Origin of the sequence: Flavobacterium flavipigmentatum (assembly GCF_020911905.1) — a bacterium.
Lineage (GTDB): Bacteria > Bacteroidota > Bacteroidia > Flavobacteriales > Flavobacteriaceae > Flavobacterium > Flavobacterium flavipigmentatum.
Window position 1 is genome coordinate 1737322 of record NZ_CP087133.1, and the last position, 26881, is coordinate 1764202.

At 34.6% G+C, this 26881-nt stretch carries 18 protein-coding genes and 1 tRNA gene; 16 read left to right on the plus strand and 3 right to left on the minus strand.

The window, feature by feature from the left end; all coding sequences use genetic code 11:
* Positions 1–36: 36 nt before the first annotated feature.
* The gene (locus tag LNP22_RS07865) at positions 37–3315 is read right to left on the minus strand and encodes a glycosyltransferase family 117 protein (protein ID WP_229976055.1); all 3279 of its coding nucleotides are present in this window, start codon (positions 3313–3315) and stop codon (positions 37–39) included.
* Positions 3316–3560: 245 nt separating this feature from the next.
* Here LNP22_RS07865 and LNP22_RS07870 point away from each other — a divergent pair.
* A tRNA-Gln gene (locus tag LNP22_RS07870) sits at positions 3561–3631 on the plus strand.
* Between the two features lie 75 nt (positions 3632–3706).
* Here the strand turns inward: LNP22_RS07870 and LNP22_RS07875 are convergent.
* Positions 3707–4531 carry a universal stress protein gene (locus tag LNP22_RS07875; protein WP_229976056.1) on the minus strand — a complete coding sequence of 275 codons (825 nt, stop codon included), beginning with the start codon at positions 4529–4531 and terminating at the stop codon, positions 3707–3709.
* Between the two features lie 174 nt (positions 4532–4705).
* Between LNP22_RS07875 and rimP the strand changes: the two genes are divergently transcribed.
* From rimP to LNP22_RS07895, 4 genes are all read left to right on the plus strand, one after another.
* A complete protein-coding gene (gene rimP, locus LNP22_RS07880; protein WP_210664575.1) occupies positions 4706–5170 on the plus strand; it encodes a ribosome assembly cofactor RimP in 465 nt (154 codons plus the stop codon).
* Between the two features lie 13 nt (positions 5171–5183).
* Positions 5184–6431, plus strand: a complete 1248-nt coding sequence (gene nusA / locus LNP22_RS07885) for a transcription termination factor NusA (RefSeq protein WP_041516381.1) — start codon at positions 5184–5186, stop codon at positions 6429–6431.
* A 48-nt stretch (positions 6432–6479) separates the two neighbouring features.
* Positions 6480–9344 (plus strand): translation initiation factor IF-2, encoded by a 2865-nt coding sequence (gene infB, locus LNP22_RS07890; protein WP_229976057.1) that lies wholly within the window; start codon positions 6480–6482, stop codon positions 9342–9344.
* Between the two features lie 154 nt (positions 9345–9498).
* On the plus strand, positions 9499–10011 hold the full coding sequence (locus LNP22_RS07895) for a DUF4920 domain-containing protein (RefSeq protein ID WP_229976058.1): 513 nt from the start codon (positions 9499–9501) through the stop codon (positions 10009–10011).
* Between the two features lie 642 nt (positions 10012–10653).
* Here the strand turns inward: LNP22_RS07895 and LNP22_RS07900 are convergent.
* Entirely contained in the window at positions 10654–11043 is a 390-nt protein-coding gene (locus tag LNP22_RS07900; protein ID WP_210664578.1) for an SPOR domain-containing protein, read from the minus strand.
* A gap of 218 nt (positions 11044–11261) precedes the next feature.
* On the opposite strand from LNP22_RS07900, the gene LNP22_RS07905 reads away from it, so the two are divergent.
* From LNP22_RS07905 to queG, 11 genes are all read left to right on the plus strand, one after another.
* Positions 11262–12587 carry a c-type cytochrome gene (locus LNP22_RS07905; RefSeq protein WP_229976059.1) on the plus strand — a complete coding sequence of 442 codons (1326 nt, stop codon included), beginning with the start codon at positions 11262–11264 and terminating at the stop codon, positions 12585–12587.
* 32 nt (positions 12588–12619) lie between these two features.
* Complete coding sequence (locus LNP22_RS07910) at positions 12620–15673, plus strand: TAT-variant-translocated molybdopterin oxidoreductase (protein WP_229976060.1); 3054 nt, start codon at positions 12620–12622, stop codon at positions 15671–15673.
* Positions 15674–15711: 38 nt separating this feature from the next.
* Complete coding sequence (gene nrfD, locus LNP22_RS07915) at positions 15712–17112, plus strand: NrfD/PsrC family molybdoenzyme membrane anchor subunit (protein WP_210664581.1); 1401 nt, start codon at positions 15712–15714, stop codon at positions 17110–17112.
* Positions 17105–17629, plus strand: coding sequence for a DUF3341 domain-containing protein (locus tag LNP22_RS07920; protein ID WP_074660560.1), 525 nt, complete (start codon positions 17105–17107; stop codon positions 17627–17629). The genes nrfD and LNP22_RS07920 overlap by 8 nt, the downstream gene beginning before the upstream one ends.
* A gap of 8 nt (positions 17630–17637) precedes the next feature.
* Complete coding sequence (locus tag LNP22_RS07925) at positions 17638–18183, plus strand: c-type cytochrome (protein ID WP_229976061.1); 546 nt, start codon at positions 17638–17640, stop codon at positions 18181–18183.
* 27 nt (positions 18184–18210) lie between these two features.
* Entirely contained in the window at positions 18211–19605 is a 1395-nt protein-coding gene (locus LNP22_RS07930; RefSeq protein ID WP_229976062.1) for a cation-translocating P-type ATPase, read from the plus strand.
* A 19-nt stretch (positions 19606–19624) separates the two neighbouring features.
* Positions 19625–20815, plus strand: coding sequence for a cytochrome c oxidase subunit II (locus tag LNP22_RS07935; protein WP_229976063.1), 1191 nt, complete (start codon positions 19625–19627; stop codon positions 20813–20815).
* Positions 20816–20846: 31 nt separating this feature from the next.
* Positions 20847–22643: a cytochrome c oxidase subunit I gene (locus LNP22_RS07940; RefSeq protein WP_210664585.1), complete on the plus strand. Its 1797-nt coding sequence runs from the start codon at positions 20847–20849 to the stop codon at positions 22641–22643.
* Positions 22644–22754: 111 nt separating this feature from the next.
* Positions 22755–23777, plus strand: coding sequence for a Holliday junction branch migration DNA helicase RuvB (gene ruvB / locus LNP22_RS07945; RefSeq protein ID WP_210664586.1), 1023 nt, complete (start codon positions 22755–22757; stop codon positions 23775–23777).
* Positions 23778–23786: 9 nt separating this feature from the next.
* Positions 23787–25133 carry a cytochrome P450 gene (locus tag LNP22_RS07950; RefSeq protein WP_229976064.1) on the plus strand — a complete coding sequence of 449 codons (1347 nt, stop codon included), beginning with the start codon at positions 23787–23789 and terminating at the stop codon, positions 25131–25133.
* A complete protein-coding gene (gene queG / locus LNP22_RS07955) occupies positions 25130–26068 on the plus strand; it encodes a tRNA epoxyqueuosine(34) reductase QueG (RefSeq protein WP_210664588.1) in 939 nt (312 codons plus the stop codon). The genes LNP22_RS07950 and queG overlap by 4 nt, the downstream gene beginning before the upstream one ends.
* The last annotated feature ends 813 nt before the right edge of the window (positions 26069–26881 follow it).

Consider the following 26881-nt stretch of genomic DNA (forward strand, 5'->3'; position numbering starts at 1 on the left):
GGTAGCGCTATTTTTTATTATTTTTTATTCAAAAAATTATTCTTTTTCTCTGCCAAATCGTTCAAAAACATTCACGTAAGTGTTAAATGTTGTTTTTTGATTCTCATAGAGTGCTTGGTCATGATTGTCTTTCATAACTTGTAAAAGACTTCTGTAACGCTCGATATCGGTAATGATATCCATTGCCAGATCAGATTGGTCTCCAGAGGTTAATTTGCTGTAATAATTTAGGTTCTCTGTGTATTTTTTGACCAATTTTTTTAGCAAATCCTGCGCTTTTGCTTTTTCACCAACTTTATAATAGCCGTCTGCAAAAGACTCAACCAATGAGTAATAACCATATTTGTCAAGAGGTAATTTTGTCATCGCCAGATTGATCACATTTTTGGCTTTATCTATTTTTCCTTCTGCAATTAATTGATTCATCAATCGAGAAAGATTGGTACGGTAAGTAATACTGTTTCTTCTGGTTTCTGGATCATGATAAATGTCTCCATTGCTGTTGCCCCAGTCCCATTTCATGACAATGTCATACATTTTATCGGCATCAATCTGCCCCATATCCATTGGTCCGCCATCTTTAGAAGGCGTATTTTTAATCGGAACCAATTTGTAAACCATTCCGTCCAATTGCAAATAATCTTTTAGCCAAAGATAATCTTCGTCATCAAAAGCTCCTCCGCTAAAATAGATCGGTCTTTTCCAGTCATTATTGGCTAGGATATCAAGCATCATCAGGCGGTTTTTGTACAAAGCACTGCCTTTGATATTGATATCCATATAAGGAACAATAGAATCATTGTATTGAGGATTGACTACCTTGTTTTGGATGATCTTGTTTTTATCGATGGTTAGCCTAATTTTATTTGTTGGATAAAAATGAATGGTTTGCCCGTTTTGCAGACCAACTGTAGATTTTGGATGCTTGATAAATTTCAAGAAATCATTAATGTCCCAACGTGTTTCTACTTTAGGAATATAGGCTACATAATCTAATTTATCTCCAACGTAATCAGCATGTGTAAAAGAGATTGGTAAAGGCTCAGATTCGTATGATTTGGCTTTCATTTGGTCAATATACCAATCGGTCATGAAAAGACTCGTATTGACAATTTTTACGTCTGTACGAATGTGTTCAATTTCTTGAGCATACCAAAGAGGGAAAGTGTCATTATCTCCAATAGTGAATAGAATAGCATTTTTATCGCAAGAATTCAGATACGCTTTTGCCATTGCAACAGCAGTATATTTGTTGGATCTGTCATGATCATCCCAGTTCTGAGAAGCCATTAAAACAGGAGCAGCCAATAAACTTGCGACAATAATAACGGGTCCTGCAATTTTTGGAGTGATGTATTTTTGAATGGTTTCGTAAAGCGAATAAACGCCAAAACCAATCCAAATGGCGAACACATAAAATGATCCGACCAGCGCATAATCTCTTTCTCGAGGCTCAAAAGGTCTTTCATTTAAGTATATTTTTAAGGCAATTCCGGTGAATAAAAACAAGGCCAATAATACATAAAAACTTTTAAGATCTTTATTTGCATGCCACATCAAACCGATTAGTCCTAAGATGAAAGGCAGGAAAAAATAAACATTTCGTCCTTTATTATTCAAAACATCGGTTGGTAAATTGTCTTGAGAACCGAGGTGTAGCGAATCCATAAATTTGATTCCACTGATCCAGTTACCGTCCAAGTTGTCGTATTTTCCTTGAATGTCGTTTTGGCGTCCTACAAAATTCCACATCAAATACCTCCAGTACATATATCCAAACTGATATTCGAACATAAAACTAAAATTGTCTACAGTTGTTGGTTTTTCTATGATTAAATAGTCGCCGTAACTTTTTAAAAATTTTACATAACCTTCGTTGTCAATTTGTTTTTGCGCATAAGCTTGTCTAAATTGAGAAACTACTTTTTCGATCTCGTTGCGTACCTGAGCGGTTGCTGCTGCGTACTCTTCCTCACTTAGTTGTGTCGGATCAATTCCGTATTTGGCCAAATCATCATCATAATTATAATTCGGATTTATCTTAAACTGAGGAGGATTAGAAAAATTGATATAGTTTTCGATGTGTCCCGATTCGGTACTCCACATTCTCGGCAGAATCGTTTTTTGATTATCATCAGAATTTTGTTCTGCGTTTTTATAATTGTTGGTAATAATATATTTACCGGTTTTGTAATCTCTTTCGTAGTTAGGGTTTTTGTCTAAATAAGGAGTTTTGGCATCAAGTCCGGCAAAAACTTCTGTGTATTGAGGTCCGTAAAACAATGGGTTTACGCCGTATTGTTCACGATTATAATACGCAAGAACCTCTGCGGCATCCGATGGTTTGTTCTCGTTGATTACGGTATTGGCGTTCGCGCGCACAGGCAACATAAACCAGGTCGAGAAACCAATTAAAATAAATAACACACAAAGAATGATAGTGTTGTAAAAAACGAGTCCTTTTTGTTTAGTATATTTTAATCCAAAATAAAAGAAAGCAATCAGTACCAAGGCAACAAAAATAGTTCCTGAATTAAAAGGAAGTCCCATACTGTTTACCATAAAAACTTCTGTTTTTCCAAAAGAAGCCATCGTTAGTGGTAGCAGCAATTTAAAGATAAACAATAAAATAGAGATTACTACAACATTGGCAATGATGAAGTTTTTTATCGTTACTTTTTCGTAATGTTTAAAATAATACAAGAATCCAATGGCAGGAATTGTTAATAATGCCATGAAGTGAACACCAAATGAGAGTCCGATCACGAGCGAAATAATCAACAACCATCTGTTTCCTTTAGGTGTATCCATGTCTTGTTCCCAACGAAGTCCAAGCCAAAAAAGCAATGCAATTAATAGTGAGGCCATCGCGTATACTTCGGCTTCTACGGCATTAAACCAAAAACTGTCTGAGAAAGTATAAGCAAGCGCGCCAACTAAAGAGCTTCCTAGTATTACAATCGAATTATTTTGGTCAATATTTGCAAAGCGAGCTAAGATTTTTTTCAGAACCATAGAAGAAGACCAGAACAAAAATAGAATGGTAAATGCGCTAGAAAAAACAGACATCATGTTTACCATTAAGGCAATGTGTTGGTCATCTACGGCAAACATAGCAAAAAAGGCACCCATCATTTGGTACAAAGGAGCTCCCGGGGGATGTCCTACTTCAAGTTTGGCTGCTGTGGCAATGTATTCGCCACAATCCCAAAAACTCATGGTGGGTTCAACAGTTAGTGTGTAAGTAATTAAAGCGATTGCAAATGCAAACCAACCAATAATTGTATTCCATTTATTGAAATTGAATTGTGCCATATTTTGGTGTTAAAATTTTGTATGTTTTCTATCCTACAAAGAAAATGTTTTTTTGTTTAAAGAAACGAGCATTAACAAAAAATTCTATAAAACTATTTGATAAAAGTAATGTATTGTTTGTGAAATACTTGCGAAGATATTGGAGGTTGAGAAGAAAAAAAATTAAAAAAAAATCAAATTTTTTTATCAAAAAGTTTGCGCAAACTAAAAAAAGCTTTAAATTTGCACTCGCTTAACCGCACTGATGGTCTATGGTGTAATGGTAACACAACTGTTTTTGGTGCAGTCTTTCAAGGTTCGAGTCCTTGTAGACCAACATAAAAGCCTCTCAATCGAGAGGCTTTTTTTATGCAATAAATTTTCGATAATTACAAAATCAAAAATTTTCTATTTAAATTTTGACAGTAATAACGGGTCTTACAGCATGATTTACCAGTCCTTCGCTAATGCTTCCGTTAAAAAAGTGTGCAAAACCGGTTCTTCCGTGTGTGGACATCCCGATTATATCTGCATTGATGCTGTTCGAAAAATTTAAAATTCCTTTTTCGATATTGGTATCGTTATAGATTTGCGTTGAATAATTGGTTAAATTAAATTCTGAAACAAAATCATTCATTGCTTTCTCTGCCACATGTGTTGGTTTGAAGCTGTTAGGTGTGCAAATCATCACTAAATGTAGTTTTGTGTTGAATAATTTTGTGAATTTTAATAGTTTTTCAAATGGTTTTTTGGTTTCTTCTGTAAAATCAGATGCGAAAACAACATTCTTTGGATCAAAGTTTGCAATGTCTTTTTTGATCACTAGAACTGGTATATCTGAATTTCGAACTACTTTCTCAGTATTCGATCCGATGAGTAATTCTTCAAGTCCAGAAGAGCCGTGAGATCCCATTACAATCAAATCGATATTGTGCTCTTTGCTAATTTGAGTGATTCCATGAATAGGTTTGTCTATTTTTGCAATTTCTGTTACAGGAATGCCGTCTAAGAATGTTTTGGATGCAATTTCGTCCAGTGTTTCGTTGGCTTTTTTCATAAAAAGCATGGTTTCTGGAATGCTTGCGCCACCCAGGATTGCATCGTTCATTTGACTAGGTAATTCAAGAATGTGTAAAATAACGATTTCTGCATCGTTTTTTTTTGCAATTTGTGCGGCTACTTTTAAAGCGTCTTCTGCGTGTTTTGAGAAGTCAGTGGGTACTAGAATTCGTTTCATGGTTTTTGGGGTTAAATAATAAAAAATCTTTTGTTTTAATGCTACTATAAAGATAAGAAATATTTTTAGAGCAATCTATTTATTTTGATTTATAAAAAAAACACTATATTTGCACCGTTATTTATTAAAATCTAAATAATGAGGGGACTAAGTGTCCCCTCTTTTTATAAAATTATGACATTTAAAGAAAAAGTAAACACATTAATAACTGAGGCTCTTTTAGAAAAGCCATCGATCTTTTTGATTGATTTGAGTATTTCAGACTCATTCAAGATCAGTGTGGGGTTAGACGGAGATGAAGGAGTGGCGCTGCAGGATTGCATTGACATCAGTCGTGCCATCGAGAATAATCTGGATCGTGAAGAGCAGGATTTTTCTCTTGAAGTAGCATCTGTTGGAGTAGGGTCTCCATTGAAATTTACAAGACAATACATCAAAAATATTGGTAGAACATTGATTGTTACTACAAATAGTGAAAAAATTGAAGCAGAATTGGTAGAAGCTAACGATGTTTTTATAATTTTGTCTTGGGAAGCAAGAGAACCGAAAAAAGTTGGAAAAGGAAAAGAAACAGTTCAAAAAAAGCAACAAATACCTTATACAGAAATTAAAGAGGCAATTGTTACAGTAACATTTTAATTAAAGAATTCGCATGGAAAATTTAGCATTAATCGATTCATTCTCAGAGTTTAAAGATAATAAACTTATTGATCGTGTAACGCTTATGGCAATTTTAGAGGACGTGTTTAGAAATGCATTAAAGAAAAAATACGGTTCTGATGATAACTTCGATATTATCATAAATCCTGATAAAGGAGATATGGAGATTTGGAGACGAAGAGTAATCGTTGCTGACGAAGATCTTGATTTTGAAAATGAAGAAATTACTTTAACAGAGGCAAGAATGATCGAAGCTGATTTTGAAATCGGTGAAGAAGTTTCTGAAGAGGTAAAATTGATTGATTTAGGAAGAAGAGCTATTTTGGCTTTGCGTCAAAACTTAATATCTAAAATTCACGAACACGATAACACCAATCTTTACAAACAATTTAAAGACATTATCGGTGATATTTATACTGCCGAAGTACACCACGTACGTCCTAGAGTAGTTATCTTGGTAGATGATGAAGGAAACGAAATTGTGCTTCCAAAGGAGAAACAAATTCCATCTGACTTTTTCCGTAAAGGAGATAACGTTCGCGGAATCATCGAAAGCGTAGAGTTAAAAGGAAACAAACCTCAGATTATTATGTCTAGAACTTCAGAAAAGTTCTTAGAGAAATTATTTGAACAAGAAATCCCGGAAGTATTTGACGGTTTGATTACTGTAAAAAATGTAGTGCGTATTCCTGGCGAGAAAGCAAAAGTAGCAGTCGATTCTTATGATGATAGAATTGATCCTGTTGGAGCTTGTGTAGGTATGAAAGGATCACGTATTCACGGAATTGTTCGTGAGTTAGGAAACGAAAATATCGATGTCATCAATTATACCAGCAATATTCAATTGTTTATTACAAGAGCTTTAAGCCCTGCCAAAGTTTCTTCAATCAAAATTGATGAGGAAAATAAAAGAGCGGAAGTTTTCTTGAAATTAGAAGAAGTTTCTAAAGCAATTGGTAGAGGAGGTCACAATATAAAATTAGCGGGTCAGCTAACAGGTTACGAGTTAGATGTTATCAGAGAAGGTGATGTTGCTAGTGGCGAGGACGACGACGTTGAATTAACTGAGTTTTCTGATGAAATTGAAGGCTGGGTGATCGAAGAGTTTGCAAAAATAGGTTTGGATACAGCTAGAAGTATCCTAAAACAAGAAGTAGAAGATTTAGTAAGAAGAACAGATTTAGAAGAGGAAACTATTCTTGATGTTATGAAAATACTAAAAGAAGAGTTTGATAGCTAGTTATCTGCTCTAACAACACAACGAAAAAGGTAATAATAAAAAGGTTATATGTCTGAAGAGAGAGTAATAAGAATAAACAAGGTTTTAAGGGAATTAAATATTTCGTTAGAAAGAGCTGTTGATTATCTAAAAGATAAGGGAATTGCTATTGACGCAAATCCAAATGCAAAAATTTCTGATAGCGAATTTAATATCCTACAAAGCCAATTTGCGGGCGATAAGGGGAATAAGGAAGCTTCTAAAGAAGTTGGAGAAGAGAAGAGAAAAGAGAAAGAAGCATTACGTGTTGAACGTGAGAAAGAAATTGAGGACAAACGCAGACAAGACGAAGAACGTCAGAAGCAGCAAGAAGTTATAAAAGCGAGAGCCGTTGTAACAGGACCTGTTCAAGTAGGTAAGATTGATCTAAATCCAAAAAAACCTGCAGTTGCTGTTGCGGCTGCCCAAGAACCAGCCAAGGTTGAAGAACCAAAAGTTGTGATTCAGCCAGAAGTCGAAAAGCCTGTTCAAAAAGAAGAGGTAAAAGCAGAAGTTCCTGTGACTCCTCAAGACAAAGTAGAAAAACCTATTATTACTGAGAAAAAAGAAGTAAAAGTGGCGTCTCCAAAAGTAGCTCCTGAACCTGTTGTGTCAACTGATCCAGGAACTGCAGAAGAAACGATCACTACGCAATATCAAAAATTATCTGGAACTACTCTTACGGGACAAACAATTGATTTATCTCAATTTAATAAACCTAAGAAAAAGAAAGAAGATCCAAAGATAACTCCAAATAAACCTGGAGCACAAGGTGCAAACAATAACGCTAACAAAAATAAGCGTAAAAGAATTGCTCCTAAGCCAGGCGCTCCGGGCGCGCCAAAACCTGCGACAGCAAATGCGCCGGGAACTCCAAACCCAAATAAAATTACACCAAATACAGGTGGAGGTGGTTTTAATGCTAATAGAAGTGCAAGACCTGGTTTTGTAAAAGGAAACCGTCCTGCAATTGTTGCAAAAGTAGAGCCTACCGAAGAGGAAGTAAAAAACCAAATTAGAGAAACTCTTGAAAAACTTCAAGGTAAAGGCGGTAAATCAAAAGCGGCCAAATACAGAAGAGATAAAAGAGATACACACCGTCAGAAATCTGATGAAGAGCAAAGAGCACTTGATGAAGGAAGTAAAACTATTAAAGTTACAGAATTTGTTACAGTAGGTGAAATTGCTATCATGATGGATGTGCCAATTACGAAAGTGATTGGAACTTGTATGTCACTTGGAATCATGGTTACCATGAACCAACGTTTGGATGCAGAAACGTTAACTATTGTAGCGGATGAATTTGGTTACGAAGTTGAGTTTATAACTGTAGATATCGAAGAAGCTATCGAAGTTGTTGCTGATAAAGAAGAAGATTTAGTATTTAGAGCACCAATTGTTACTGTAATGGGTCACGTCGATCACGGTAAAACATCTTTACTGGATTATATTCGTAAAGAAAATGTTATCGCTGGTGAGTCGGGAGGTATTACACAACACATTGGAGCTTACGGAGTAACTTTGGATAACGGTCAAAAAATAGCATTTTTAGATACACCGGGTCACGAAGCGTTTACAGCGATGCGTGCACGTGGGGCACAAGTTACCGATATTGCCATTATTGTAATTGCTGCGGATGATGATATCATGCCACAAACAAAGGAGGCTATAAGTCATGCTCAAGCAGCTGGCGTTCCAATTATTTTTGCCATCAACAAAATTGATAAACCAAACTCTAACGTTGAAAAGATAAAAGAGAAATTGGCAGGTATGAATTTACTTGTTGAGGATTGGGGTGGAAAAATTCAATCGCATGATATTTCTGCAAAAGTAGGAACGGGTGTGAAAGAATTATTAGAAAAAGTATTATTAGAAGCTGAAATTTTAGATTTAAAATCGAATCCAAATAAAGCGGCTCAAGGAACAGTTGTTGAGGCTTTCTTGGATAAAGGAAAAGGATATGTGTCTACTATTTTAGTACAACATGGTACTTTAAAAGTTGGAGATTACATGTTGGCAGGGAAACATCATGGTAAAATCAAAGCGATGCATGACGAAAGAGGGCATATAGTTCTTCAAGCTGGTCCTTCGACTCCGGTATCTGTTTTAGGTTTAGATGGTGCTGCAACAGCGGGAGATAAATTTAATGTTTTTGAAGACGAAAAAGAAGCGAAACAAATTGCATCTAAACGTTCTCAATTAATGCGTGAGCAATCCGTACGTACACAACGTCATATTACGCTTGATGAAATTGGTCGTCGTATTGCACTTGGTCAGTTTAAAGAGTTGAACGTAATCCTTAAAGGAGACGTTGATGGATCTGTAGAAGCATTATCAGATTCGTTCTCTAAACTTTCTACAGAAGAAATTCAAATTAATATCATACACAAAGGTGTTGGAGCAATTACAGAGACTGACGTTATGTTGGCTTCTGCCTCTGATGCGATTATTATCGGATTTAACGTTCGTCCTGCTGGTAATGCCAGACAATTGGCAGATAAAGAAGAAATCGATATCCGTTATTATTCTATTATCTACGCGGCTATCGATGACTTAAAAGATGCGATGGAAGGAATGTTAGCTCCAGAGATGAAAGAAGAAATTCTTGGAACTGCTGAAATTCGTGAGATTTTCAAAATTTCTAAAGTAGGTTCTATTGCCGGATGTATGGTGATGGATGGTAAGATTATGAGAACTTCTAAAATTAGAGTTATTAGAGAAGGAGTTGTAGTGCATACTGGAGACCTTATTGCTTTAAAACGTTTCAAAGACGACGTAAAAGAAGTTTCTAAAGGTTACGATTGTGGTATTCAAATAAAAGGTTACAACGACATTGAAGAAAGAGATGTTATTGAAGCTTATCACGAAGTTGCTATCAAAAAGAAATTGAAATAAAATTCAATATTTATATTTTAAAGTCCCATCGAAAGTTGGGACTTTTTTTATTGGGATACACGATAAAAATTTCAGTTTCCTTTGTTGATGGTGGTTGAAATAATATGTTATTTGTTTTAAATTTTATATTATTTTTGATAAAAAATATTTGCTTATGAAACCATTCCTATACTCATTTCTTTTGTCGATCTGTATGTCAACTGTTTCCTTCTCGCAAGAAGGTGAAGATATAAAAGTTGCTCCGCCAGCGGGTAATGCTTTGGTTGGTGATTATTACGGTGCCAATGTTAACAAAGTATCTGAAGAGAAAGCAATCTCTGTCGAAAAGTTAGAAAGTAAGCTAGAAAGTACCAGTAAAGCAGAAAATGTTGTGGTAAAAGGTCTGGTGACCGATGTTTGTCCTAAGAAAGGATGTTGGCTCACTATTAAGACAGAAGACGGTTCTCCTTTCTTTGTAAAAATGAAGGATTATGCTTTTTTTGTTCCAACGGCTTTAAAAGGAAAACATGTTGTTTTAGAAGGTGTTGCTGAGAAGAAAATTACCTCTGTTAAAGAATTGAAACATTATGCAAAAGATGCTAAAAAAACAAAGGCAGAAATAGATGCTATTACGGCTCCAAAAGAAGAAATTAGTTTTCTGGCGGATGGAATTAAAGTGGTAAATTAAGTTTGCTGAAAAGATAGCTACTTTAAAAATTATAACATAAAGTCTCAACAAAAGTTGGGGCTTTTTTTGCTTTAAAGTAAATCGATCATTTTCGAAGTTTAGTAATTTCATCGATTTATGAAATAAGAAAAATGATACAATTAAATGCGCATTTGTTTGACTCTTGAATCATATTAAAAATGAAGAAATTATCTTTTTTGAATTAAAAGAAAGATTAATTCTGTCATATATCAAATGATAAAAGAGCAGGATGTTAAATTTAATTATTATAAAAAAATATAAATTTATCGTTTTAGTTTTTATTTTAAATTTTTTACAACAGATGAAGAATACTAGTCTTTTAGAACCTGAAATCTAGAATGCGATTCATTTTATATTAAAGCAGTTGTATTTCCGTATTTGACAGTTGAGACAGATTATATTGCTATTTAGGATAAAAAAGGAAAAAGTAGATTCTTATTTAATAATGGGTGCAAAACCTCTGTTTGATCGTGTAGAAAAAGGGAGTGAAAGGCACAAGCGAATACAGAAAGAGTTAAGTAACTTTAAGATAAATAAATTGGTTTAGGTTCTAAAAAGCTGAAATTCTGCATATAAAAAATGCCACTCATAAAAGTGGCATTTTTTTCTGCTATGAGGATTTTATTTTGAAGGCTTTAGAAGAAAAACACTTTTGTATCTTTTTTTAATTTCGATTAAATTACGTTCGGCTTCGATTCGGGTTTTAAAATTCCCCACCATAACTTTATAGTTCGGAGTATTAAAAATTATTGTTCCATCGATATCGCTAAATTCTCTTTTAAAGTCTGCTAACGTTTTTTTTGCTTCCTCGCTTTTGCCACTAAATATTTGAATTTTATATGTTTCATTTGTATTTATTGACGTGTTAATTTTGCGTTTATCATTCAATAATTGTTCAAATTTAGGATCTTGGTTTACTGTTAAATTTTGGTCTTGTGCATTAATATTGTATGCTAAAGTGAACATTGTTAATGTAAAGAAAACTCTACTAGATGGGGTTAAAATTCTCATAATGTGATGGTTTTTATGCAAAAATAGTATTTAAAGTCTGTTTGTAAAATTTTAATATTATTTAGAATTAATATAAATTGATATTTAAGAGTATTTTAAGGTTTTAAGAATAGTTCATAAGTCGTATTTTTGTCCAAGTTTTAAAAGAAGGTATTGTTTTTTTGTTCATTTGTTACAGAAAAAATCATACCAAAAATTAGTAGATAATTTTATACTATATGAAAAAGGTGGGTAACCATAATTCGATCTCAAGAAAATTGCTGCTTAGCTTATCGCTAACGTTTATTTTCTCCCTAACTTCATTTGCTCAAGAAGCTGCTGCTCCGGCAGCACCTGATGCTGCTGCTCCTGCTGCAACTACAGGTGGTGATCCAGTAAAAGGGAAAGAACTTTTTAATGCAAATTGCGCTGCATGTCACAAATTAGATGCCAAATCAACAGGTCCTGCTTTAAGAGGAGTTGCTGCTAAGCATGATATGGCGTGGATCTACAAGTGGGTTCACAACAGCTCTGAAATGATTAAGTCAGGAGACGCTGTTGCAGTAAAATTGTTTGAGGAATATAACAAGTCTGTCATGACTGCTTTTCCTCAATTGTCTGAAGGTGATATTGATAATATTATCGCTTATACTTCTGAAGTCAAAGCTGAACCTGTTGCAATGTCACCAGCTTCGCCTCCAAATACTAAAGTTGAAGGTGGTGGTGTCTCAAATAATATTATTTTAGGTGCTCTGGCGCTTGTGATGGCTATTTTGGTTGTGATGTTGTTCATGGTGAACAAAGTTTTAACTAAGGTTGCGAGTAAAAATGGTATTGAGGTTGCTCCCAAAGCGCCTACAACTCCAATTTGGAAAGCTTTTGCTAGAAATCAATTTTTAGTACTGGTAACATCTATATTTTTGCTTCTTGCTAGTGGGTATTTTGTTTATGGATACTTGATGCAAGTGGGTGTAGATCAGAATTATGAGCCAATTCAGCCAATTCATTATTCTCACAAGATTCACGCTGGTGACAACGAGATCAATTGTAAGTATTGTCACTCTGCTGCTCGTGTTAGTAAAAATGCTGGTATTCCTTCTTTGAATATTTGTATGAACTGTCATAAAAACATTGCTGAGGTTGCTGAAACTACTGCTACTCCTGAGTACAGTAAAGCATTCTATGATGGTGAAATTCAAAAATTATATGATGCTGTTGGATGGGATAAGGCAACACAAACTTATACCGGAAAAACACAGCCTGTAAAATGGGTTCGTATTCATAATTTGCCTGATTTCGTATATTTTAACCACTCACAACACGTATCTGTTGCAGGTGTTGAATGTCAGACTTGTCACGGTCCGGTTGAAGAGTTTGAAATCATGAAGCAATATTCTAAATTAACAATGGGATGGTGTATTGATTGCCATAGAAAAACCGATGTTAAGATGGAAGGAAATGCATACTATGATAAAATTCATGCTGAACTTTCTAAAAAATACGGTGTAGAAAAATTGACTGCAGCGCAAATGGGAGGTTTAGAATGCGGCAAATGCCACTATTAATCGAATTATTAAGATTTTAATATTTATATAAAATGTCATCAAACAAAAAATACTGGAAAAGTGTTGAAGAACTAGAAAATAGTTCTATTGTTGAGGCGCTTAGAAATAACGAATTTGTTGAAGAAATTCCTACTGATGAATTCTTAGGGAATGCAGATGCTTTAGCTACATCTGGAACTTCACGTCGTGACTTTTTAAAGTACGTAGGATTTAGTACTGCGGCCGTAACTCTTGCTGCTTGCGAAGGTCCTGTTCACAAGTCGATACCTTATGTGTTGCAACCAGAACAAATCATTCCTGGTGTTGCAGATTATTATGCAACTACTGTTTTTGATGGTTTTGATTTTGCCAACCTTTTGGTAAAAACTCGCGAAGGTCGTCCAATTAAGATTGATAACAATACTATTTCTGGAGCTAAGTTTTCTGCCAATGCTAGAATTCATGCGTCTATCCTGTCATTATACGATAGTATGCGTTTGAAAGAACCTAAGTTGGAAGGAAAAGATACTACTTGGTCTGCAGTTGATTTGAAAATTAAATCAAGTATTGCTGACGCAAAAGCAAAAGGAGGACAAGTTGTATTGTTGACTAATACTTTGGCAAGTCCATCAACTGAGAAATTAATTGGTGAATTTATTGCTAAAAATCCAAATGCAAAACATGTCGTTTACGATGCTGTTTCTTCTTCGGAAGCTTTAGATGCATTCGAAACTGTTTACGGAGAAAGAGCTTTGGTTGATTATGATTTTTCAAAAGCTTCTTTAATTGTTTCTGTTGGAGCTGATTTCTTAGGAGATTGGCAAGGTGGTGGATACGATGCTGGTTATGCCAAAGGACGTATTCCTCAAAACGGAAAAATGTCTCGTCATTTTCAGTTCGAATCAAATATGACATTATCTGGAGCTGCTGCTGATAAGCGTGTTCCAATGACTATATCTAATCAAAAGCAAGCTCTAGTTCAAATATATAATATAGTTGTAGGTGCTAATGTTGCTGTCTCTTTAGAGGCTGCCTTTAAAAACGAAGTTGTAAAAGCTGCTCAACAGCTTAAAGCTGCCGGTTCTAAAGGAGTTTTAGTATCGGGCTTAGAAGATAAAAATGCACAATTATTAGTTTTGGCTATCAATCAGGTATTGGCTAGCGAAGCTTTTAATACTGCTGGTACAAGACAAATTAGAAAAGGTTCTAACGCTACAGTTGCACAACTATTAAAAGACATGAACGCAGGAAGTGTTCATACTTTAATTATGAGTGGAGTTAATCCAGTGTATACTTTGGCAGATGCTGCTTCTTTTGAAGCTGGATTGAAAAAAGTAAAAACTTCTGTTGCATTTTCTTTAAAAGAAGATGAGACCGCTTTACTTACTACTATTGCTGCTCCAGCTCCTCATTATTTAGAAGCTTGGGGTGATGTTATGATTACAAAAGGAACGTATAGCTTGACTCAGCCAACCATTCGTCCTATTTTCAATACAAAACAATTTCAAGATGTTTTACTATCATTAAACGGAACTCCTGGAACTTTTTACGATTATATCAAAGCCAATTCGGGTGGTATTATTGCAGGTTCTTCTTGGAATCAAGTTTTGCATGATGGTGTTTTTGTGTTAGGATCTACAGCTTTAACAGGAGGTTCTTATGACTATTCTGCTGCTGCTAGTGCCTTGTCTAAATCAAAATCTATTGGTGATTTTGAGTTAGTATTGTACACAAAAACTGGTTTAGGTGACGGGCAACAAGCAAACAATCCTTGGTTGCAAGAGTTTCCAGATCCAATTACAAGAGTTTCTTGGGATAATTACGTAACCGTTTCGAATGCAGATGCCAAAAAACTTGGATTATCTAATGAAATTGTTGCAAACGGTGGTTTAAACGGAAGCTATGCTACAATTACTACTGCTGACGGTTTAAAACTCGAAAATGTACCTGTAATTGTTCAACCAGGACAAGCTGTTGGTACACTAGGTTTAGCTGTTGGTTATGGTCGTAAGGCTGCTTTAAAAGACGAAATGCAGGTAGGTTTAAACGCTTACGCTTTATATAAAAATTTTAATAGTGTTCAATCTGTTTCTATTGCGAAAGCAAATGGAGAGCATGAGTTTGCTTGTGTTCAAGGGCAGAAAACATTAATGGGTAGAGGAGATATCATTAAAGAAACTACTCTTAAGATTTTCAATGAAAAAGATGCAGAATATTGGAACGAACAACCAATGGTATCTTTAGATCACGAAGAAGTTAAAGCTACAACAGTTGATTTATGGGAATCATTTGATCGTTCTACAGGACATCACTTTAATCTTTCTATAGATTTGAACGCTTGTACAGGTTGTGGAGCATGTGTTATTGCTTGTCATGCTGAAAACAATGTTCCTGTTGTTGGAAAAGCAGAGGTAAGAAGAAGTCGTGATATGCACTGGTTGCGTATTGACAGATATTACTCTTCAGAAAGTACTTTTGAAGGCGATAATGAAAGAAAAGAGAATATTGCTGGTTTATCTAGTTCATTGTCTACTTTTAATGAGATGGAAAAAGCAGGAGATAATCCTCAAGTTGCTTTCCAGCCTGTAATGTGTCAACATTGTAACCACGCACCGTGTGAAACTGTTTGTCCTGTTGCTGCAACATCTCACAGTCGTCAAGGTCAAAACCACATGGCATACAACAGATGTGTAGGTACTCGTTATTGTGCCAACAACTGTCCTTATAAAGTACGTCGTTTTAACTGGTTCTTGTACAACAAAAACAGTGAATTTGATTATCACATGAATGATGATTTAGGTCGTATGGTATTAAACCCAGACGTAAATGTTCGTTCTCGTGGAGTTATGGAGAAATGTTCTATGTGTATTCAAATGACACAAGCTACTATATTAAAAGCTAAAAAAGAAGGTCGCCCAGTTGTTGACGGAGAATTCCAAACAGCATGTTCAAGTGCTTGTTCTTCTGGAGCGATGATATTTGGTGATGTTAATGATAAAGAAAGTAAAGTGGCTAAGTTGGCTGCTGACGAAAGATCATATCACTTGTTGGAACATGTTGGAACAAAACCTAATGTGGTTTACCATGTTAAAGTTAGAAATACGTAGTACAAAAAATTATTAATTAAGAAACAATATAAAGGATTATGTCGTCTCATTACGAAGCACCCATTAGAAAACCTTTAGTTATAGGTGATAAATCTTATCACGACGTAACAGTAGATGTAGCTGCGCCTGTTGAAGGTCCTGCAAATAAACATTGGTGGATTGTATTTTCAATCGCATTAATAGCCTTCCTTTGGGGATTAGGCTGTATAATATACACCGTATCTACCGGTATCGGAACTTGGGGATTAAATAAAACAGTTGGTTGGGCTTGGGATATCACGAACTTCGTTTGGTGGGTTGGTATTGGTCACGCCGGAACATTGATTTCTGCGGTATTATTACTTTTCCGTCAACGTTGGAGAATGGCGATTAACCGTTCTGCAGAAGCAATGACTATTTTCTCGGTAGTTCAGGCTGGTTTATTTCCAATCATTCACATGGGTCGTCCATGGTTAGCGTATTGGGTTTTACCTATTCCAAATCAGTTTGGATCTCTTTGGGTAAACTTTAACTCGCCATTACTTTGGGATGTATTCGCAATTTCAACGTATCTTTCGGTATCATTAGTTTTCTGGTGGACTGGTTTACTTCCTGATTTTGCAATGTTACGTGATAGAGCAGTTACACCTTTTACAAAAAAAGTATATTCTATCCTTAGTTTTGGATGGAGTGGAAGAGCAAAAGACTGGCAACGTTTTGAAGAAGTATCTTTGGTACTTGCAGGTTTGGCTACACCACTTGTACTTTCTGTACATACTATTGTATCGATGGACTTTGCTACTTCTGTAATTCCAGGATGGCATACTACAATTTTTCCTCCGTACTTCGTTGCTGGAGCGGTATTCTCAGGATTTGCCATGGTAAATACCTTGCTTATCGTTATGAGAAAAGTTTCTAATCTTGAAGCTTATATTACTTTACAACACATAGAATTGATGAATATAGTAATCATGATTACTGGTTCTATTGTTGGAGTCGCTTATATTACCGAGTTATTCGTAGCATGGTATTCAGGAGTTGAATATGAGCAATACGCTTTCTTAAACAGAGCTACCGGACCTTACTGGTGGGCATATTGGTCAATGATGACTTGTAACGTTTTTTCTCCACAATTTATGTGGTTCAAAAAACTAAGAACAAGTATCATGTTTTCATTTATTATTTCGATTGTGGTAAACATCGGAATGTGGTTTGAAAGATTCGTAATTATCGTTACTTCTTTACATAGAGATTATCTTCCATCTTCTTGGACAATGTTTTCACCAACATTTGTTGATATTGGAATTTTCATCGGAACAATTGGTTTCTTCTTTGTATTATTTTTACTGTACTCAAGAACATTCCCTGTAATTGCTCAGGCAGAGGTAAAAACAATTTTGAAAGGAACAGGAGATAACTATATTAGAGAAAGAGCAAATAAAGATTCACATCATGAGTAATAAAGTAATATACGCCATTTATAATGACGATGATATTTTGATGGATGCAGTAAAGAAAACCAGAGCTGCGCATCATCATATTGAAGAAGTTTTTACTCCATTCCCTGTTCACGGTTTGGATAAAGCTATGGGTTTAGCACCAACAAGATTAGCTATTTGTGCTTTCTTATATGGTTGTGTTGGTATTTCTGTTGCAACAACTATGATGAGTTATATAATGATTCATGACTGGCCTCAGGATATTGGTGGAAAACCAAGTTTTAGTTTCATTCAGAATATGCCAGCATTTGTGCCTATTATGTTTGAGATGACAGTATTTTTTGCTGCCCACTTAATGGTAATAACTTTCTATATGAGAAGTAGATTATGGCCATTTAAAGAAGCTGAAAATCCTGATGTAAGAACAACAGATGACCATTTTTTAATGGAAGTTGCTGTAAACAATAACGAAGCAGAACTAGTTTCTTTTTTCGAAGGTACAGGAGCTGTTGAAGTTAAAGTAATTGAAAAGAATTAATTGTAGCTATGAAAAGGATATATAAAATAACACTTTTAGTTGGTATAACTATTTTAGTTTCATCTTGCCACAATAATTCGGCACCAAACTATCAGTATTTCCCAAATATGTATGAATCTGTAGGGTATGAAACTTATTCAGAAGCAAAAGTATTTAAGGGAGGAAAAGAAGGACAACTTCCTGCAGAAGGAACTATCAATAGAGGTTTTGTGCCTTATGAATACCCAAATACCACTGAAGGTTATGAATTGGCTAAAGCTAATTTAATGTCACCTTTGGCTCCTGCTGAAAGAAATTCTGAAAAAGGTAAAGAACTTTTTGAAATTTATTGTATCAGTTGTCATGGTGCATCTGGAAACGGTAAAGGTAAATTGGTTGAGAGAGAAAAATTTCTTGGAGTACCTAGTTATAAAGACAGAGTTATTACTGAAGGGAGTGTCTTTCATGTTGTAACTTATGGTTTAAATTCAATGGGTTCCCATGCAAATCAATTAAGTGCCCACGAACGTTGGTTAGTTGCTGACTATGTTCTAAAACTAAAAAGCCAATTATAATTGTTGAACAAACTGATCGTAATAGATATGTATACATTTTCAAGTAAATTAAAAACTTTTTCTATCATTCTAATGGCCGTTGGTATATTAGGAATTGGGTATGGTTTTTTAAGTGCTCCTAAAGATATTCAAGAAGTTGAAAAATTACTAGCTGCAGATGCAAATGGCGGACACGGTGCTGCTCACGGAGAGACAGCAGAGACTTCGCATAAAGAAGCAGGTCATCACGAAGTTGCTGTTACTGAGCATGAATCACACGAAGGTGGAGAGCACGCAAAAGTTGGCGCTAAGGATGAAAACAAAGAACATTTAACTCACGTTTTACACCAATTACAAAACAAGCCTTGGTCTGCGTTGTACGTTGCTTGTATTTTCTTCTTGTTGCTTTCTATGGGTGTTTTGGCATTTTATGCTATTCAGCAAGTAGCTCAAGCAGGCTGGTCTCCGGTACTTTTTAGAGTTATGCAGGGTATAACGGCTTATTTGCCTGTTGGTTCTGTAATTTTCTTTATTATTTTGGTCCTTTGCGGATTGCATTTCAATCATATTTTTGTTTGGTTGGGTGAAGAAGTTACAGATCCTAAGAGTGAGCATTATGATGCTATTATTGCTGGTAAAGCGGGTTATTTAAATTTTCCGTTTTGGATCGCTAGAGCTGCAATATTTTTATTAGGATGGAACTTATATCGTTACTATTCTAGAAAAAATTGTTTGGCTCAGGATGAAGCTAATGACGATTTAAACTATAAAAAGAATTTCAAACAATCTGCTGGATTTTTAGTTTTCTTTATTGTTTCTGAATCTATTATGTCTTGGGACTGGATTATGTCTTTTGATCCACATTGGTTCAGTACATTATTTGGTTGGTATGTATTTGCTTCTTTCTTTGTAAGTGGTATTACGACAATCGCTTTGGTTACTATATACTTAAAATCTAAAGGATATTTAGAATATGTAAATACAAGTCACATTCACGATTTAGCAAAATTTATGTTTGGGATTAGTGTATTTTGGACATATTTATGGTTCTCTCAATTTATGTTGATCTGGTACGCAAATATTCCTGAAGAGGTTACTTATTTTGTCACAAGAATTCAATTATACAACTTGCCTTTCTTTGGTGCTGTCGTGATGAATTTTGTATTCCCATTATTGATATTAATTAACACAGATTTCAAACGTATTAGTTGGGTTATTGTAATGGCTGGTATTGTTATTCTATTAGGTCATTATGTTGATTTCTTTAATATGATTATGCCGGGTACAGTTGGAGATAAATGGTTCATTGGAGTTTCTGAAATTGCATCTATTCTTTTCTTCCTAGGTTTGTTTATTTTTGTTGTTTTCACAGCATTGACTAAATCTCCTTTGTTGGCAAAAAGAAATCCTTTTATAGAAGAAAGTAAACATTTTCATTATTAATATTTAAAGAAATAAACAGATGACAAGTTTGTTGGTAATTATAGTTTTAGTTTTATTAGCAGTTGCTTTGTGGCAATTGACCAAGATTTTTGATCTTACTCAAGTAGGATCTTCTTCGGACGATTCACAAGTTGCATCAGATAATGATAATAATGTTCAGGGATATATTATGTTCGGGTTTTTGGCCTTTATATATATATTTACAATTTATGGTTTATTAAAATGGGGTAATTTAGCACTTCATACTCCAGCTTCAGAGCATGGTTCTTTAGTAGACAGTTTGATGAACATTACTTGGGTATTAATCTTTACAGTTCAAATTATTACGCAAGGTTTACTATATTGGTTTTCTTTTAAATATAAAGGGAATAAAGATAAAAAAGCATTGTTTTTTGCTGATAGTAATAAATTAGAAGCAATTTGGAGTATTATCCCTTCAGTTGTTTTAGCAGTTTTGATTCTTTACGGGCTATATGCTTGGAATAACATTATGTTTGTTGATAAAGATGAAGATGTTATTGAAATCGAATTATACGCACAACAATTTAAATGGACAGCAAGATATGCAGGTCAAGATAACGTATTAGGAAAAGCAAATGTTCGTTTGATTGAAGGTATTAATACTTTAGGTGTTGATATGTCTGATCCTAACGCTCAGGATGATATAATTGTTTCTGAATTGCATATTCCGAAAGGAAAAAAAGTACATTTCAAAATGCGTTCTCAAGATGTATTGCACTCAGCTTACATGCCTCATTTTAGAGCGCAAATGAACTGTGTTCCTGGTATGGTAACTGAATTTGCTTTTATTCCAACTTATACAACTGCAGAATACAGAGAGTTGCCTTTTATGGTTGAAAAAATAGCAAACATCAACAAAATTAGAGCTTTAAAAAGTGCTGAATTAGTTGCACAAGGCGGAACGGCTTTAGATCCTTATACATTTGATTATTTATTATTATGTAATAAAATTTGTGGTGCATCGCATTACAACATGCAAATGAAAATTGTGGTTGATTCTCCGGCAGAATACAAAAAATGGTTGAGCGAGAAAACTACATTATCTCAGGATATCAAAGCTGCAGCAGCTGCAGAAAAAACAGCTGAAGGAGCTGAAGCAACCAAAGATAGTACTAGTGCTGTAAACGATACTGTAAAAGCAGTTATCGATACTGTTAAGGCAGTTGTGGCTAAAGTAGCTATGAAATAATATTTATTAAGAAAATTTAAAGTATACATATATGTCAGCAGAAGCACACGATCACGGACACGATCACGAGCACGAACATCATCATAAAGAGACTTTCATTACTAAATATATCTTTAGTATTGATCACAAAATGATTGCTAAACAATACTTGATTACAGGTATTATTATGGGAATCATAGGTATTGCAATGTCTTTGCTTTTTAGAATGCAATTGGCTTGGCCTGAAGAGTCTTTCAAAATTTTTAATGTATTATTAGGAGATAAATTTGCACCAAATGGTGTAATGGCCAACGATATTTATTTGGCTTTGGTTACAATACATGGTACCATCATGGTATTCTTTGTATTGACTGCTGGTCTAAGTGGTACTTTTAGTAATTTGCTTATTCCTCTTCAAATTGGAGCACGAGATATGGCATCAGGTTTCATGAACATGATTTCATATTGGTTATTTTTCTTATCTGCTGTTATCATGGTGGCTTCATTGTTTGTCGAAGCAGGACCGGCTTCTGCGGGTTGGACAATTTATCCTCCTTTAAGTGCTTTACCACAAGCAATTCCAGGTTCTGGAACTGGTATGACTTTATGGTTAGTTTCGATGGCTATCTTTATTGCATCTTCATTAATGGGATCTTTAAATTACATTGTTACGGTTATCAATTTAAGAACTAAAGGAATGTCTATGACCAGACTTCCATTAACAATCTGGACGTTTTTTGTAACTGCTATTATTGGTGTTATTTCGTTCCCGGTTTTATTGTCTGCTGCCTTATTATTGATTTTTGACAGAAGTTTTGGTACTTCTTTCTTCTTATCTGATATTTATATTGCAGGAGAGGTTTTACACTACCAAGGTGGTTCGCCAGTTTTATTTGAACACTTATTCTGGTTCTTAGGACATCCTGAGGTTTATATCGTAATTTTGCCAGCAATGGGTCTAGTTTCTGAGATTATGGCTACGAATTCTCGTAAACCAATTTTCGGATATAGAGCGATGATCATGTCGGTTCTTGCAATTGCATTTTTATCTACAATTGTTTGGGGTCACCACATGTTTATTTCAGGTATGAATCCTTTCTTAGGATCTGTATTTACTTTTACTACTTTATTGATTGCAATCCCGTCTGCTGTAAAAGCGTTCAACTGGATTACAACTTTATGGAAGGGTAACCTACAATTCAATCCTGCTATGTTATTCTCAATCGGAATGGTTTCAACTTTCATCACTGGAGGGTTAACTGGAATCATTTTAGGAGATAGTACTTTAGATATTAATGTTCATGATACTTATTTTGTAATTGCTCACTTTCACCTAGTAATGGGTATCTCTGCACTTTACGGAATGTTTGGTGGAATTTACCATTGGTTTCCTAAAATGTACGGAAGAATGTTGAATAAGAATCTAGGTTATATTCACTTTTGGGTAACAGCAGTTTGTGCTTACGGAGTATTTTTTCCAATGCACTTTATCGGATTAGCTGGTTTACCAAGACGTTACTATACCAATACAAACTTCCCATTATTTGATGATTTACAAAATGTGAATGTTTTAATTACTACATTTGCTTTAATCGGTGGAGCTTTCCAATTAGTATTTTTGTACAACTTTTTCAGTAGTATTTTCTATGGTAAAAAAGCAGTTCAAAATCCTTGGAGATCTACAACTTTGGAATGGACTACTCCTGTAGAGCACATTCACGGTAACTGGCCGGGAGAAATTCCTCACGTACACCGTTGGCCTTACGATTATAGTAATCCAAATCATGATGTAGATTTTGTACCGCAAAATGTACCAATGAAAGAAGGTGAAGAAGTTTTACATCACTAAAAAAAATATAGAAAAGACTGTCAGTAATGATAGTCTTTTTTGTTTTAGTTAAAGTTTACGATGTCTAAATTTCATGTTTTACAAACTGATTAGTTTGTATATCTTTGTAAGATGAATGAAAATCTAGATCCTACTGCAAAAGGATACAATCCGGAAGAATTAGATCTCGAAAAAAGATTACGTCCACTATCATTTGATGATTTTGCAGGGCAAGATCAGGTTTTGGAGAATTTGAAAGTTTTTGTAGCAGCAGCCAATCAACGTGGTGAAGCGCTTGATCACACTTTGTTTCATGGGCCTCCTGGTTTAGGAAAAACGACTTTGGCTAATATTTTGGCCAATGAACTTGAAGTTGGAATTAAAATTACTTCTGGTCCTGTTTTAGATAAACCCGGTGATTTAGCAGGATTACTGACTAATCTTGAAGAGAGAGATGTATTATTTATAGACGAGATTCATCGTTTAAGTCCTATTGTAGAAGAATATTTATATTCTGCAATGGAAGATTTTAAAATTGATATTATGATCGAATCTGGGCCTAATGCCAGAACCGTTCAAATTAACTTAAATCCTTTTACACTTATTGGGGCAACAACTCGTTCGGGATTGTTAACTGCTCCTATGCGTGCGCGTTTTGGTATTTCTTCACGTTTGCAATATTACACTACAGAGCTTCTAACTACAATTGTAGAAAGAAGTGCATCCATACTAAAAATGCCGATTTCACTTGATGCTGCTATCGAAATTGCAGGACGCAGCCGTGGAACACCTCGTATTGCTAATGCATTGTTGCGAAGAGTACGTGATTTCGCACAAATTAAAGGAAATGGAACAATAGATATCGAGATTGCACGTTATGCTTTAAAAGCGCTTAATGTAGATGCGCACGGTCTTGACGAAATGGATAATAAAATTTTATTAACGATTATTAATAAGTTTAAAGGTGGTCCTGTTGGACTTTCTACTTTGGCAACAGCAGTTTCTGAGAGTAGCGAAACTATAGAAGAAGTTTATGAACCATTCTTAATTCAGGAGGGATTTATTATGCGAACGCCCCGAGGACGAGAAGTTACCGATAAAGCTTATAAACATTTGGGCAAAATAAACACCAATATTCAAGGCGGGTTATTTTAATAATTTAAAATGTTAGAAAATAAAAAATATACGTATCCGCCTAAACTTTCAATAGCTAAATTCTTTTTAGATGCAGAAGGAATTCGTCGTAATCCAATTCCATATCATAAAAAGTATTTCGATAAATTGGGTGATTCCTTTTCTATAAAAATAGGGAGAACGAAACATGTAATATTATCAAGAGATAATGATGTTGCCCAATATATTTTACAAAAAAATCAAAAAAATTATCAGAAATCTCAAATCCAGACGGTTTATCTTTCAAAATATTTAGGACAAGGGCTTTTGACCGCCAATGGTGACTTCTGGTTAAAACAAAGACGTTTGATTCAGCCTGCTTTTCATAAACAGAAAATGAATCAGCTAGTCGAAAATATGGAAGTTATCATTGCTAATGAATTAGCATTTTTGACAAAGGATGAGCCTGTTGATCTTTTTGTTATAATGAGTCAATTGGCTTTTGATGTTGTGGCAAAGTCTTTATTTAAAATTTCGACAGCAGAAAACAAGTTTGATCGATTAAAATTTATTATCGAAGAAGTTCAAAATTTCTTAGTCAAAGAAATACGTCTTCCTCATAAAGCGTGGTGGTTTTCATTAAGTGGTCAGGTAAAGAAACATCGTTTACTGGCTTTAGAAAGCAATAAGATTATTAAGGAAATTGTAGAGGAAAGAGTAGCCTCAAAACAAGAAGTAAATGATTTGCTGAATATGCTTTTAGAAACTCGATATGAAGATACAGGCGAAGGAATGTCGGTAAATCAATTGATTGATGAAATCAAAATTTTGTTTATAGCCGGTCACGAGACAACTGCCAATGCGATGACTTTTACGCTTTATCTTTTGGCTAAGCATCCGGAAATTCAGCATAAAATTTTACAGGAAATCCATCAAATAGAAGCAGAAACAGATAATGTTTTCGACAGATTGCAAAAAATGACGTATATAAATGCTGTTTTAAACGAATCTATGAGGTTGTATCCGCCTGCCTGGATTGTGGATAGGGAGAATGTTTCTGATGATAGTATTGGAGATTATAATTTATTAAAAGGAACTTTGATTGGTGTTTCTTTTTATGAATTACACAGAAATCCTAAATACTGGAAAAACCCGCAGGAATTTAATCCAGAACGATTTTTGGGAGAGCAAAAAAAGGAATCGATGCAATATTTTTATCCTTTTGGTGCAGGTCCCAGAATGTGCATCGGAGTTGGATTTGCTATTTACGAAATGTGTTTGACACTTTCCTATCTTGTAAAAAATTACGAAATAAAGGCTACAGGTGCCGATCTTCAACTTAATCCTTTGATAACTTTAAAGCCGGTAGGAGCACAAGTTATATTTTCTAAAAGATGACCCTCATTTCCCAAAAAAGTGATCATTCAAAATTCATAAAATCCGAGGCAAAAAGACTTGGTTTTCTTTCTTGTGGGATATCGAAAGCTGGCTTTTTAGAGGAAGAAGCACCACGTTTAGAAAAATGGCTCAATAATAATTATCACGGCCAAATGACTTACATGGAAAATAATTTTGATAAACGTTTAGATCCAACTTTGCTTGTTGATGATGCTAAAAGTGTGGTTTCACTTTTGCTGAATTATTATCCATCAGAGATGCAAAATGAAGAGAGTTTTAAGATTTCAAAATATGCTTACGGGCAGGATTATCATTTTGTTATCAAAGAAAAATTAAAAGAATTTCTGCATTCTATTAATGAAAATATTGGTGAAGTTTCCGGGCGTGCTTTTGTTGATTCTGCACCCGTTTTAGACAAGGCCTGGGCGGCCAAAAGTGGCTTGGGTTGGAGAGGTAAAAACAGTAATTTATTGACCCAAAAAGTAGGCTCTTTTTATTTTATAGCAGAGCTAATTATAGATTTAGATTTAGAATACGACCATGCTACTACAGATCATTGCGGTTCCTGCACGGCCTGCATAGACGCATGTCCAACGCAAGCCATTGTAGCTCCATATGTGGTTGATGGTAGTAAATGCATTTCTTATTTTACGATCGAACTCAAAGAGAATATTCCCTATGAGATGAAAGGACAATTTGATGACTGGATGTTTGGTTGTGATACCTGTCAGGATGTTTGCCCGTGGAACCGATTTTCAAAACCTCATTCAGAACCTTTATTCAATACAAATCAAGATTTGCTCTCCTTTACAAAAAAAGACTGGGAAGAAATTACGGAAGAAACTTTTCGAGCTGTTTTTAAAAATTCTCCCATCAAAAGAACCAAATATGAGGGACTGAAACGCAATATTACATTTTTGAAATCTACTTTTTAAGATATTAGTTTAATATTTTTTCATTACTTTAAATATGTTATCTTATTATTTATATTAAAAAAGGCGTTAATTTTACATAAAATACATTTTTAATAAGAAATAAAACCAAATGATGAGATATTAAGAATTTGTAAGACTTTTTTTGGTCATTTGTTAGTAAAAAATTATGTTTTTTCCACAAATACCTGCTTTACACTCCTTAAAACCTGTAATTCAACGTTTAATTAGGCTTTTTATCGACTAATGTAGTGATTAGTTAAGTCTTTGTATACTTTAGCACATCCAAAACTACCAAATTTAAGCGTAAGCATAATCTTAGAACCTATATACCTATGGTCTACACTTTATATTTTTTTTATATCAATTTCGAAAGCTTCATTTCAGAGCTCTTTATCTATCTCTACCTCATTTCGCTCAATTTATTTCTGCTGATAATTTTCAATTCGAAGCAATCTCTTTACAATAGTGGTATTCCACAAATCAAGGCGGCGTATGCAAAACTTTACTCTTAAAAACGCATTTATTTAGGTTATTTGTTTCTGCAATGTCTGTAATTATGCATCTTAAAAGCTGTCACTAAATCTGGACAAGTAGTTAAGGCATAGTTTGCTAAGTGGTAGTTGTAAGTAGTATATGTTTTAGAAAAAAGTCAAAAAGTCTGAGATTTAATTAAAAAAGCAGTCAAATTTATTTCTTTTGATAAAAGAATGTTTTTTGTCTCTCTAAAATGATGTATTATATTCAAAAACAACTATTTAATAGTTTTTGGTTGTTTTCTTTATGGTATTTTTCTTAACTTTAGCTTTCTAAAAT